The 12,735-nt window shown below is 75.6% G+C and carries 11 protein-coding genes; all 11 read left to right on the top strand.

Annotation, left to right across the window (positions count from 1 at the left end):
* Nucleotides 1-41 precede the first annotated feature (41 nt).
* The 11 genes from uvrC to ACI78R_RS13410 all read left to right on the top strand — a co-directional run bounded on the left by uvrC (nt 42) and on the right by ACI78R_RS13410 (nt 12,729).
* A complete protein-coding gene (uvrC, locus tag ACI78R_RS13360; protein WP_457041071.1) occupies nt 42-2,135 on the top strand; it encodes an excinuclease ABC subunit UvrC in 2,094 nt (697 codons plus the stop codon).
* A complete protein-coding gene (gene rapZ / locus ACI78R_RS13365; RefSeq protein ID WP_336027510.1) occupies nt 2,132-3,115 on the top strand; it encodes an RNase adapter RapZ in 984 nt (327 codons plus the stop codon). Before uvrC ends, rapZ begins: the two co-directional genes overlap by 4 nt.
* A complete protein-coding gene (locus ACI78R_RS13370; protein ID WP_083628566.1) occupies nt 3,115-4,149 on the top strand; it encodes a gluconeogenesis factor YvcK family protein in 1,035 nt (344 codons plus the stop codon). Before rapZ ends, ACI78R_RS13370 begins: the two co-directional genes overlap by 1 nt.
* A gap of 28 nt (nt 4,150-4,177) precedes the next feature.
* Nucleotides 4,178-5,167: a DNA-binding protein WhiA gene (gene whiA, locus ACI78R_RS13375; RefSeq protein WP_457041072.1), complete on the top strand. Its 990-nt coding sequence runs from the start codon at nt 4,178-4,180 to the stop codon at nt 5,165-5,167.
* A 170-nt stretch (nt 5,168-5,337) separates the two neighbouring features.
* The gene (locus ACI78R_RS13380) at nt 5,338-7,008 is read left to right on the top strand and encodes a histidine kinase N-terminal 7TM domain-containing diguanylate cyclase (protein WP_457041073.1); all 1,671 of its coding nucleotides are present in this window, start codon (nt 5,338-5,340) and stop codon (nt 7,006-7,008) included.
* Nucleotides 7,009-7,126: 118 nt separating this feature from the next.
* Nucleotides 7,127-8,131 (top strand): type I glyceraldehyde-3-phosphate dehydrogenase, encoded by a 1,005-nt coding sequence (gene gap, locus ACI78R_RS13385; protein WP_457041074.1) that lies wholly within the window; start codon nt 7,127-7,129, stop codon nt 8,129-8,131.
* Complete coding sequence (locus ACI78R_RS13390; RefSeq protein ID WP_457041075.1) at nt 8,131-9,339, top strand: phosphoglycerate kinase; 1,209 nt, start codon at nt 8,131-8,133, stop codon at nt 9,337-9,339. Before gap ends, ACI78R_RS13390 begins: the two co-directional genes overlap by 1 nt.
* Nucleotides 9,339-10,151, top strand: coding sequence for a triose-phosphate isomerase (gene tpiA, locus ACI78R_RS13395; RefSeq protein ID WP_336027502.1), 813 nt, complete (start codon nt 9,339-9,341; stop codon nt 10,149-10,151). Before ACI78R_RS13390 ends, tpiA begins: the two co-directional genes overlap by 1 nt.
* A 35-nt stretch (nt 10,152-10,186) precedes the next feature.
* Nucleotides 10,187-12,001, top strand: a complete 1,815-nt coding sequence (locus ACI78R_RS13400; protein WP_457041076.1) for an ABC transporter substrate-binding protein — start codon at nt 10,187-10,189, stop codon at nt 11,999-12,001.
* Between the two features lie 35 nt (nt 12,002-12,036).
* The gene (secG, locus tag ACI78R_RS13405) at nt 12,037-12,270 is read left to right on the top strand and encodes a preprotein translocase subunit SecG (protein WP_073420278.1); all 234 of its coding nucleotides are present in this window, start codon (nt 12,037-12,039) and stop codon (nt 12,268-12,270) included.
* A gap of 117 nt (nt 12,271-12,387) precedes the next feature.
* Nucleotides 12,388-12,729: an RNA polymerase-binding protein RbpA gene (locus ACI78R_RS13410; protein ID WP_073420277.1), complete on the top strand. Its 342-nt coding sequence runs from the start codon at nt 12,388-12,390 to the stop codon at nt 12,727-12,729.
* The last annotated feature ends 6 nt before the right edge of the window (nt 12,730-12,735 follow it).

Here is a 12,735-nt window from a genome sequence, read left to right on the forward strand (position 1 = left end):
TTCCCCGGCGGACCGTCGGCGTGTCCACCTAGTGTGGAGGTGTGCCCGACCCGTCCACCTACCGACCGGCGGTCGGCTCGATCCCGGAGAGCCCGGGGGTCTACAAGTTCCGCGACCCCAACGGGCGGGTCATCTACGTCGGCAAGGCCAAGAGCCTGCGGCAGCGGCTCAACAGCTACTTCGCCGACGTCGCCGGGCTGCACCCGCGCACCCGGCAGATGGTCACGACGGCGGCCGGCGTGGAGTGGACCGTCGTCGGCACCGAGGTCGAGGCCCTCCAGCTCGAGTACAACTGGATCAAGGAGTTCGACCCCCGCTTCAACGTCCGCTACCGCGACGACAAGAGCTACCCGTCGCTGGCCGTGACGCTGAACGAGGAGTACCCGCGGCTGCAGGTGATGCGCGGGCCGAAGAAGAAGGGCGTCCGCTACTTCGGCCCCTACGCCCACGCCTGGGCCATCCGCGAGACCCTCGACACGCTCACCCGCGTCTTCCCCGCCCGCACCTGCTCCAACGGCGTCTTCAAGCGCGCCGGGCAGATCGGCCGGCCCTGCCTGCTCGGCTACATCGGCAAGTGCGCCGCCCCCTGCGTGGGCCGGGTCAGCGCCGAGGAGCACCGCGCGATCGTCGACGACTTCTGCGACTTCATGGCCGGCCGCACCGACCTCATGGTCAAGCGCCTCGAGCGCGAGATGGCCGAGGCCGCCGAGGCGATGGAGTACGAGCGGGCCGCCCGGCTGCGCGACGACCTCGGCGCGCTCAGGCGGGCCCTGGAGAAGCAGGCCGTCGTCCTCGGCGACGGCACCGACGCCGACGTCGTCGCCTTCGCGCAGGACGAGCTCGAGGCCGCCGTCCAGGTCTTCCACGTCCGCGGCGGCCGGGTGCGCGGCCAGCGCGGCTGGATCATCGACAAGGTCGAGGAGGTCACCACCGGCGAGCTGGTGGAGCAGTTCCTCCTGCAGGTCTACGGCGGCGTCGACGAGCAGACGGGGGTCACCGAGGGCGGCGAGACGGTGCCCCGGGAGGTGCTCGTCCCCGAGCTGCCCGACGACGCCGACGTCTACGAGGAGCTGCTCACCGAGCTCCGCGGCTCGCGGGTCTCGCTGCGGGTGCCGCAGCGCGGCGACAAGCGCAGCCTGCTGGAGACCGTCGAGCGCAACGCCAAGGAGGCCTTCGCCCGGCACCGGGTGAAGCGCTCCAGCGACCTCACCGCCCGGTCCCTCGCGCTCTCGGAGCTGCAGGAGGCGCTCGAGCTGCCCGAGGCGCCCCTGCGCATCGAGTGCATCGACGTCAGCCACGTGCAGCAGACCAACGTCGTCGCCTCGATGGTGGTGTTCGAGGACGGGCTGGCGAAGAAGTCCGACTACCGGCGGTTCTCCGTCAAGCACGGCACCGACGACACCGCGGCCATGGCCGAGGTCGTCCGCCGCCGCTTCGCCCGGCACCTCGAGGAGGAGGCCGACCGCCGCGACGAGCAGGGCGTCGCCGCCGAGGAGGGCCGGCCCCGCCGGTTCGCCTACCCGCCCAACCTGCTCGTCGTCGACGGCGGCGCCCCGCAGGTGGCCGCCGCGGCCCGGTCGCTGGACGAGCTCGGCATCGTCGACGTCGCCGTGTGCGGGCTGGCCAAGCGCATGGAGGAGGTGTGGCTGCCCGGCGAGTCCGACCCGGTGATCCTGCCGCGCACCTCCGAGGCGCTGTACCTGCTGCAGCGGGTGCGCGACGAGGCCCACCGGTTCGCGATCACCTACCACCGGCAGAAGCGGTCCGTCAGCATGCTGGTCTCGCTGTTGGACGACGTCCCGGGTCTCGGGGAGACGCGGCGGAAGGCGCTGATGAAGCAGTTCGGGTCGCTCAAGCGGCTGCGCGCGGCCACGGTCGACGAGCTCGTGGCCGTGCCCGGCATCGGCCGGCGCACCGCCGAGGCGGTGCTGGCGGCGGTGGCCGAGCCCGCCGGGGACAAGGCCGCCGACGCCGGCGCCGACGACGCCGGCCCCGCGCCGGCCGACGTGGCGGCGGACGCCGCGCCGGCCGAGGTGGTCGTGGAGAGCACCACGGCGCCCGCCGGCCCGGCCGAGCGGGGCACGCCCGGCCCCGGGGCCGGCGCCACCGCCGAGGTCGGCCGGGTCGCCTCGTGAGCGAGCAGCAGCCGACCGGACCGGACGTCCCGGCGCCGACCGGCGAGACGGCCGCGCGCGAGGGCCAGGCCGGCCCGCAGGCCGACGTCCCCGCCGGCCTCGACGCCGCCAGCACCGAGACGCCGCCCGTCGAGGTCGTCGTCGTCACCGGCCTGTCCGGCGCCGGCAAGAACAGCGCCGGGCGGGTGCTGGAGGACCTCGGCTGGTACGTCGTCGACAACCTGCCGCCGGCGCTGCTGCTGCCGATGGTCGAGCTCGGTGCGCGCGGCGACGTCCGCCGGTTCGCCGCCGTCGTCGACGTCCGCAGCCGGGCCTTCTCCAGCGACCTGCTGGAGGCCATCCGGGTGCTCGCCGAGGCCGGACACCGGCCGCGCGTGGTGTACGTGCACGCCCGCGACGAGGTGCTCGTGCGGCGCTACGAGTCCAACCGGCGCGAGCACCCGCTGCAGGGCTCGGGCCGGATCCTCGACGGCATCACCGCCGAGCGGGCGCTGGTCGCGGGCATCGCCGGAGAGGCCGACCTGTGGGTCGACACCAGCGACCTCAACGTGCACCAGCTGCGGGCGACGCTGGAGAACGCCTTCGCCCGCGAGGGCCGCACCCCGCCGCTGACGGCGACCGTGCTGAGCTTCGGCTTCAAGTACGGCCTGCCGCTGGACGCCGACCTCGTCGTCGACGCCCGGTTCCTGCCCAACCCGCACTGGCTGCCCGAGCTGCGCCCGCACACCGGCCAGGACCCCGACGTGCGCGACTACGTGCTCGGCCAGTCCGACGCCGGGCCGTTCCTCGACCGCTACACCGAGGTGCTGCGGCTGCTCATCCCCGGTTACCGGCGCGAGGGCAAGCGCTACCTGACGCTGGCGGTCGGCTGCACGGGGGGCAAGCACCGCAGCGTCGCCATCGCCGAGGAGTTCGCCCGCCGGCTGGCCGCCGACGGCATCGACGCGGTCGCGCGCCACCGCGACCTGGGCCGCGAGTAGTGGCGGGCGACAGCACGGCGCCCGGGTCCGGCGGCCCGAGGGTCGTCGCCTTCGGCGGCGGCCACGGCCTCGCGGCGGCGCTCGCCGCCTGGCGCCGGATCACCCCCGAGCTGACGGCCGTGGTCACCGTCGCCGACGACGGCGGCTCGTCCGGCCGGATCCGCCGGGAGATGCCCGTGCTGCCGCCCGGCGACCTGCGCATGGCGCTCGCGGCGCTGGCCGACGACGACCGCGCCGAGATGGCCCGGCTGCTGCAGCACCGCCTCGGCGGCACCGGCGTGCTCGCCGGGCACCCCGTGGGCAACCTCGTGCTCACCGGGCTGGTCGAGCTCCACGGCGGCGACACCGTGCGCGCCCTCGACACCGTCTGCGAGCTGCTCGGCGCCCGCGGCCGGGTGCTGCCGATGGCCGACGTGCCGCTCGACCTCGTCGCCCGGGTGGAGACCGTCGACCCCGACGATCCCGCGCGCACCCGCACGATCCGCGGCCAGGTGGCGATCGCCGGCACGCCGGGCCGGGTGCGCGACATCCTCGTCTCCCCGTCCGACCCGCCGGTGCACCCCGACGTGCTCGCCGCCATCGCCGCGGCCGACGTCGTGTCGCTGGGCCCCGGCTCCTGGTACACCTCGGTGCTGCCGCACCTGCTCGTGCCGCGGCTGCGCGCCGCGCTGGCGGCCAGCAGCGCCCGGGTGGTGGTCGTGCTCAACCTGGAGCCGCAGCCGGGGGAGACCGACGGCTTCTCGCCGGAGGAGCACCTGCGCGTGCTGCAGGCGCATCTCGGCGGAGTGGCGCTGCACACCGTGATCGCGGATGTTGACTCAGTGGTTGACCGCTGTGGTCTCCTGTCTGCGGCGCGCGCGTGCGGCGCCGAGCTCGTGCTGGCCCCGGTCGCCGAGCACGGTGGCGCACCCCGCCACGACCCCGCGCGGCTGGCGGCAGCGCTGGCCCCGGTGGTCGTCGCGGGGGACGGGGTAGGGGTCCCGGCCGGTGCGCCGGGACCGGATGGACCCGGACCGTTCGAGGGGGAGAGGTGACGCCGAGCATGGCGCCGCAGCAGAGGGGGTGGTCGTCGTGGCGATGACGGCCATGGTCAAGGACGAGCTGTCGCGGGTGGAGTGCACACGCACCTCCGAGCGCAAGGCCGAGGTCACGGCGCTGCTGCGCTTCTCCGGGGGGCTGCACATCGTGGGCGGCCGGGTGGTGATCGAGGCGGAGCTGGACACCGGCTCGGTCGCCCGCCGGCTGCGCCGCGACATCAGCGAGGTGTACGGCTACACCAGCGGGGTCAGCGTGCTCGCCGGCGGCAACATCCGCCGCGGGGTGCGGTACCTGGTCCGCATCGCCAAGCACGGCGAGGGCCTGGCCCGCCAGACCGGGCTGGTCGACCAGCGCGGCCGGCCGGTGCGCGGCCTGCCGCCGTCGGTGGTGTCGGGCAGCATCAACGACGCCGAGGCCGCCTGGCGCGGCGCGTTCCTGGCGCACGGCTCGCTCACCGAGCCGGGCCGCTCGTCCTCGCTCGAGGTCACCTGCCCGGGCCCGGAGGCCGCGATGGCGCTGGTCGGCGCCGCCCGCCGGCTCGGCATCGCCGCCAAGGCCCGCGAGGTGCGCGGGGCCGACCGCGTGGTCGTCCGCGACGGCGACGCGATCAGCGCGCTGCTCACCCGCATGGGCGCCCACGACGCGGTGCTGGCCTGGGAGGAGCGGCGGATGCGGCGCGAGGTCCGCGCCACCGCCAACCGGCTGGCCAACTTCGACGACGCCAACCTGCGCCGCTCGGCGCGGGCGGCGGTCGCGGCCAGCGCGCGGGTCGAGCGGGCGATGGAGATCCTCGCCGGCGACGCCCCCGAGCACCTGCTGGTCGCCGGCCGGCTGAGGCTCGAGCACGGCCAGGCCTCGCTGGAGGAGCTCGGCCAGCGGGCCGACCCGCCGATGACCAAGGACGCCGTTGCCGGGCGCATAAGGCGTCTCCTGGCGATGGCCGACAAGCGGGCCAAGGACCTCGGCATCCCCGACACGGAGTCGGTCGTCACCGACGACATGCTCGCCCAGTAACGCGAGCCCGCACGTCCCGACGGGGCGCCCTCCGCTGCGGCGGGGGGCGCCCCGTCGTCACTCCTGGGGGTGAGGCCCCGCCCGCCCCGCTGCAGGCCACGCCCGCTGCCGCCGATGCGCGGGTGAGAGGCCGCCGTCCCCGGCGTGCCCGGTACGGGAGCGGAGGCGGCATGACCGCGGGGAGCTGGGCCGTCGTCTTCGGCTGCGCCACGCTGGTCGCCGTCGGCACCGCGGTGCTGGCCTGGCGCCGGCGGCGGCGCACCCCCGCGGCCACCGCGCTCGCGGCCACCATGACCGGCGTCGCCGCCTGGTCCGCCGCCGACGCGCTGGTCTACACGCTCGGCACCGAGACCGCGCACCGCCTCTACCCGCCGGTCCTGCTCGCCTCCGTCGGGCTGGTCGTCGTCGGCACCTGGGTGCTGGCCCGAACCGTCGCCGACCCGTCCTGGCGCCCGGCCCGCCGGACGGCGCTGCTGCTCGCGGTCGAGCCGCTGGTCCTCGTCGTGGCCGCCGCGCTGCCGGCCACCCGGGACCTGGTGATGGCCGACCTGAGCGCGGCCGACGGCGCCCGGGAGTCCCGGGTGACCTTCGGGCCGCTGTTCCTGGCCCACACCGCCTACTCCTACGTCCTCGTCGCCGTCGCCTACACGCACCTGGTCCGCTGCTTCCGCCGCGTCACCGGGGTCCTGCGGCGGCAGGTCGCCGTCCTGCTCGGTTCGGCGGTGCTCTCCACCGTGGGCAACGTGGTGTCGGTCGGCTCGCAGCTCGACGGGGCCGGCAGCGACCTCACCCCGCTGTTCTTCCTGCTCACCGGGCTGGTCGACTGCTGGGCCATCTTCCGCGGCGGCCTGCTGCGCCTGGTGCCCGTCGCCCGTGACCAGGTCGTCGACACCGTCCCCGACGCCGTGCTCGTGGTCGACCCCGCCGGCCTGCTCATCGACGTCAACCCGGCCGCCGACCGGATGCTGCACGAGCTGCGGCCCGAGCTCGAGGGCGAGCTGGTCGGCCGGCCCCTCCACGACGTCGCCGGCCCGCGGGCGGTCGGGGTGCTGCTCAGCACCGAGCGCCGCGACGGCCACCGCGTCGCCGAGGTCCGGCCGGGCGTGTGGCTCGACGTCCGCGACTCCGCCGTCAGCGACCCGCGGGGGCGGCCGCTCGGCCGCATCCTCGTCGTCCGCGACGTCAGCGAGCAGCAGGAGCGCCAGGCCGCCGTCGAGCGGCTCAACCGGCAGCTCGCCGAGCAGGTGGAGGTCATCGAGCGGCTGCGCGCCGAGCTCGCCGAGGAGGCCGTCCGCGATCCGCTCACCGGCCTGCACAACCGCCGCCACCTCGACCGTGCGCTCGGCGCGGGCCTCGCCGCCCGTCCGCGCACCGGCGAGCTGTCGGTCCTGGTCGTCGACGTCGACCACTTCAAGCGGGTCAACGACCGCCTCGGCCACGCCGCGGGCGACGCCGTGCTCACCGCCGTCGCCGGCACGCTCGCCGGCGCCGTCCGCGAGGGCGACACCGCCGCCCGGCTCGGCGGCGAGGAGTTCGTGCTCGTGCTGCCCGGCGCCGGCCGGGAGCAGGCGCTGGCCCGCGCCGAGCGGATCCGCCGCACCGTGGCCGCCACCCCGCACGACGTCGACGGCGGGCCGGTCACGGTCACCGTCAGCATCGGCGTCGCCGTCTGCCCCGCCGACGGCGCGAGCGCGGCCACCCTGCTCGAGGCCGCCGACCGCGCGCTCTACACGGCCAAGGCCACCGGCCGCGACCGCGTCGTCGCCGCCGGCCCGGCCGCCTTCGTCCCCGCGCCGGCCGGCCCGCGGGACGACGGGGCGCAGCTCGTTCCCGGAGGCTGAGACTCGTCCGGACACCCGCGTGCCGCGGCCGATAGGGTCGTCGCCGACGGAGCCGCGCGCCGCGCGGCCGACGCACGCGACGGTGCCGGACGGCACCGCGGATCCGTGGAGGTCAGCAGTGACGGTACGGGTGGGGATCAACGGGTTCGGCCGGATCGGCCGCAACTTCTGGCGGGCGGCCGCGGCCAGCGGCAAGGACATCGAGATCGTGGCGGTCAACGACCTGACCAGCAACGAGGTCCTCGCCCACCTCCTCAAGTACGACAGCATCCTGGGCGTCCTCGGCGAGGACGTCGCCGCCGACGGCGAGGGCATCAAGATCGGTGGCAGCACCATGAAGGTGCTGTCCGAGCGCGACCCGGCCAACCTGCCGTGGGGCGACCTGGGCGTCGACGTCGTCGTCGAGTCCACCGGCTTCTTCACCAAGGCCGACGACGCCCGCAAGCACGTCGACGCGGGCGGGGCCAAGAAGGTCGTCATCTCGGCGCCGGCCACCGGCGACGACCTGACCATCGTCATGGGCGTCAACCACGAGAAGTACGACGGCAGCCAGACGATCATCAGCAACGCGTCCTGCACCACGAACTGCCTCGCGCCGCTCGCGAAGGTGCTCAACGACAGCTTCGGCATCGAGCGCGGCCTGATGACCACGATCCACGCCTACACCGCCGACCAGAACCTGCAGGACGGCCCGCACAAGGACCTGCGCCGCGCCCGCGCCGCCGCCCTCAACATGGTGCCCACCAGCACCGGCGCGGCGAAGGCCATCGGCCTGGTGCTGCCGGAGCTCAAGGGCAAGCTCGACGGCTACGCCGTCCGCGTCCCGGTGCCCACCGGCTCGGCCACCGACCTCACCGTGCAGCTGTCCCGCGAGGTGCCGGCCGACGAGATCGACGCCGCCTACCGGGAGGCCGCCGCGGGCCCGCTCGCCGGCATCCTCAAGTACACCGACGCGCCGATCGTCTCCTCCGACATCGTCACCGACCCGGCCAGCTGCATCTACGACAGCCAGCTGACCAAGGTCTTCGGCCCGATGGCCAAGGTGCTCGGCTGGTACGACAACGAGTGGGGCTACTCCAACCGCCTGGTCGACTCCGTCGAGCTCGTGGGCCGCTCCCTCTGATGGCACGCTCCCTCGACGACCTGCTCGCCGAGGGGATCTCGGGTCGGCGCGTGCTCGTGCGCGCCGACCTGAACGTGCCCCTCGACAAGCAGACCCGGGCGATCACCGACGACGGGCGCATCCGGGCCAGCCTGCCGACGCTGCAGGCGCTGCGCGAGGCCGGCGCCCGCGTCGTCGTCGCGGCGCACCTCGGCCGGCCCAAGGGCGCGCCCGACCCGCAGTACTCGCTGGCCCCGGTCGCCGCGCGGCTCGGCGAGCTGCTCGGCACCGAGGTCCCGCTGGCCGCCGACGTCGCCGGCGACGACGCCGTCGCGCGGGCCGGTGCCCTCGGCGACGGCGACGTCCTCCTGCTGGAGAACGTGCGCTTCGAGGCCGCCGAGACGAGCAAGGACGACGCCGAGCGCGGCGCGCTGGCCGACCGGCTCGCCGCGCTGGCCGACGTCTACGTCGACGACGCGTTCGGCGCGGTGCACCGGAAGCACGCGTCGGTGTACGACGTCGCGCTGCGGCTGCCGCACGTGGCCGGCCGGCTGGTAGCCGCCGAGCTCGAGGTGCTCACCCGGCTGACCACCGACCCCGAGCGGCCCTACGTGGTCGTGCTCGGCGGCTCCAAGGTCAGCGACAAGCTCGCGGTCATCGAGGCGCTGCTGCCGAAGGTCGACCGGCTGCTCGTCGGCGGCGGGATGTGCTTCACCTTCCTCGCCGCGCAGGGCCACGGCGTCGGCACCTCGCTGCTGGAGGCCGACCAGGTCGACACCTGCCGCCGGCTGCTCGCCGAGGCGGGCGAGCGCATCGTGCTGCCCGTCGACGTCGTCGCGGCCAGCGCGTTCAGCGCCGACGCCGAGACCTCCGTCGTCGAGGTGGACGCCATCCCCGACGACCGGATGGGCCTCGACGTCGGCCCGCGCACCGTCGAGGCGTTCGGCCGCGAGCTCGCCGACGCGCGCACGGTGTTCTGGAACGGCCCGATGGGCGTGTTCGAGCTGGCGCCCTTCCAGGCCGGCACCCGCGGCGTCGCCGAGGCCGTGGCCGCCGTCGACGGGCTGTCGGTGGTCGGCGGCGGGGACTCCGCGGCCGCCGTCCGGCAGCTCGGCCTCGACGAGTCCGCCTACGGGCACATCAGCACCGGCGGCGGCGCGTCCCTGGAGTACCTCGAGGGCCGGGAGCTCCCGGGCCTCACGGTGCTCGCGGACCGGGGCGAGGGCTGATGGCGCGACGGCAGCAGCCGGCCCCGCGCCGGGAGGGCCGCCGCCCGCTCATCGCGGGCAACTGGAAGATGCACATGACGCACCTGGAGGCCATCGGCCTGGTGCAGAAGCTCGTCTTCAGCCTCACCGAGCAGGAGCTCGACGCCGCCGAGGTCGTCGTGCTCCCGCCGTTCACCGCGCTGCGCAGCGTGCAGACGCTGGTCAACGGCGACCAGCTCGCGGTCGGCTACGGCGCGCAGGACCTCTCGGCGAACGACTCCGGCGCCTACACCGGCGAGGTCAGCGGCGCGATGCTCGCCGCGCTGGCCTGCGGCTTCGTCGTCGTCGGGCACTCCGAGCGGCGCGCGCTGCACGGCGAGGACGACGCCACGGTGGCCGCCAAGGTGCGGGCCGCGCTGCGGCACGGCCTCACGCCGATCCTGTGCGTGGGGGAGGGCCTGGACGTCCGCCGCGCCGGCCGGCACGTCCCGCACACCACCGCCCAGCTCGACGCCGCCCTCGAGGGGCTGGACGCCGGGCAGGTGGAGCAGGTCGTCGTCGCCTACGAGCCCGTGTGGGCCATCGGGACCGGCGAGGTCGCCACCCCCGACGACGCCCAGGAGGTGTGCGCCGCACTCCGGTCGCGCCTCGACGGGCGTTTCGGAGCGGCCACGGCCGCCGTCGTCCGTATCCTCTACGGCGGGTCGGTGAAGGCCGCCAACACGGCCGGGATCCTGGCCGGGCCGGACGTCGACGGTGCACTCGTCGGAGGCGCGAGCCTCGACGCCGACGAGTTCGCGCGGATCTGTCGGACCGCCGCCGGGAGCAGCTGAGCAGCAGCCCCGGCGGCCGAGCGGGGGTGGGGTGGGTGGGCAGCACGCCGCAGCGACCGCCCCGGTCCTCCCGGCTGCCGGGGTGGCTCACCGGCACCGCCGGCCGCGTCCTCGGCCTGGCGCTGGTCGTCCTCCTCGTGGTCGCCGTCGCGGTGAGCTGCAGCGGCGGCGGGGACGGCGACGCCGGCGTCCCCGTCCTCGGTGACGGGCCCGACGCCGGCGTGCAGGACGTGCGCTCGCCGTCGGAGGAGACCGGCGGCACCCTGCGCGTGGTCGCGGGGGAGATCGACAGCCTCGACCCGCAGCGCTCCTACCGGCCGGGCGTGTGGAACCTCATGCGGCTCTACGCCCGCACGCTGGTCACCTACTCCTCCGAGCCCGGCGCCACCGCCGACCTCGCTCCCGACCTCGCCACCGACCTCGGCAGCACCCCCGACGGTGGCCTGACCTGGACGTTCACCCTCCGGCAGGGCGCGCGGTTCGAGAACGGCCGGGCGATCACCTCCCGCGACGTCAAGTACGGCATCGAGCGGTCCTTCGCCTCCGACGTCATCGTCGGCGGGCCCACCTACACCGTCGAGCTGCTCGACGACCCGGCCAACCCCTATGCGGGGCCCTACCAGGACGAGGACCCGGCGAAGCTCTCGCTGGCCGCGATCGAGACCCCCGACGACGCGACGATCGTCTTCCGGCTGCGCACCGCCCGCCCCGACTTCCCCTACGTCCTGGCGCTGCCCTCGAGCAGCCCGGTGCCGATCGAGAACGACACGGGCGCGGCCTACGGCGCCGACCCGGTCTCCTCCGGCCCGTACGCGGTCACCACCGTCGACGCCGAGACCGGCATCGTGCTCGACCGCAACCCGCAGTGGGACCCGGCCACCGACGGGGTGCGCACCGCGCTGCCCGACCGCGTCGTGGTCCGCACCGGGCTGTCGAGCCTGGAGCGCGACCAGGCCCTGCTCGCCGGCTCCGCCGACCTGGACATCTCCGGCTCGGGCGTCCACCTCGCCACCGGCGCGCGGCTCGCCGAGGGGGCCGGGGGAGAGGTGCCGCTGACCGACCGGGTCGACGACGTCCCCAGCGGCGCCGTCCGGCTGCTGGCGCTGCCCACCGACGTCGCCCCGATGACCGACCCGAACTGCCGCGCCGCCGTGGCCGCCGCGATCGACCGCACCGCCGTGCAGGAGGTCGCCGGCGGCCCGGAGCGCGCGGTGCGCACCTCGAGGCTGTGGCCGGCCGCGCTGCCCGCCGGCCCCGAGGAGGAGGACCCGGGCGCCGACGTCGCCGCGGCGCGCGATGCCCTGGCCGCCTGCGGGCAACCCGACGGCTTCCGCACCGTGCTCGCGGTGCCCGACGCGGAGGCCAGCGTGGCGGTGGCCGAGACCGTCGCGACCCAGCTCGCCGAGGTCGGCATCACCGCCGAGGTGCGCCCGCTGCCGGCGGCCAGCTTCTACGCCACCGACGTCGGCAGCCCCGACAACGTGGCGCGCAACGGCTACGGCATCGTGCTGGCCACCTGGACCGCCGACTTCCCGACGCCGGGCTCGTTCCTCGTGCCGCTGGTCGACGGCCGCTCGGTGAGCCTGGTCGGCAACACCAACTACGCGCGGCTCACCGACCCGGCCCTGTCGGCCGCCGTGGACGCCGCCCGCGCCGCGTCCGACCCGGCGGCCGACCCCGCGGCCGCCGCCACCGCCTGGCGCGACGTCGCCACGGCCGCCCGGGCCACCGGCGCCTACGTGCCGCTCGTGGAGTCCCGCGTGCAGCTGCTGGCGGGCCAGCGGCTGCGCAACGCCGTCGTCATGCGCCCCTACGTCGGCTACGACCTGGCCACCGCGGGCGTGCGCTGACCGGAGGCCGGGAGGCCACCGGTTACGCTGGTGCCATGGTCGAGCTCGTCCTCAACGTGCTGCTGGTCCTCACCAGCGTGCTGCTCGTGGTGCTGATCCTGCTGCACCGGGGCAAGGGCGGCGGCCTATCCTCGATGTTCGGCGGCGCCGTCTCCTCCCAGCTGGCCGGCTCCTCGGTGGTCGAGAAGAACCTCAACCGCCTGACGGTCTTCACCGGCGTCATCTGGGTGGTCTGCATCGTGACCCTGGGGATCCTGCTCAAGGTCTGAGGCCGCGAGGCCCCACCTCCGCCGCGAAATCGTGATCGAGGGAACACCCCCGAGGCCATAGACTGCCCGGGCGGTGCGTCCCGCACCGCGTGCAGCACGGTCCTGAGGGGGGCGCTCGTGGCTGGTGGGAACGCGATCCGGGGTACGCGGGTCGGTGCGGGTCCGATGGGAGAGGCCGAGCGCGGCGAGGCAGCGCCGCGACTGCGGATCGGCTACTGGTGCAGCCAGGGCCACGAGACGCGGGTGGCCTTCGCCGCCGACGCCGAGGTGCCCGAGCTGTGGGACTGCCCGCGCTGCGGCCTCCCCGCCGGCCAGGACTCGGCGGCGCCGCCCCCGGCGCCGCGCACCGAGCCCTACAAGACCCACCTCGCCTACGTGCGCGAGCGGCGCAGCGACGCCGACGGCGACGCCCTCCTCGAGGAGGCCCTCGCCAAGCTCCGGGCCCGCCGCGGCGCCTGAGCCCCG

Source organism: Geodermatophilus sp. SYSU D01106 (genome assembly GCF_054049995.1).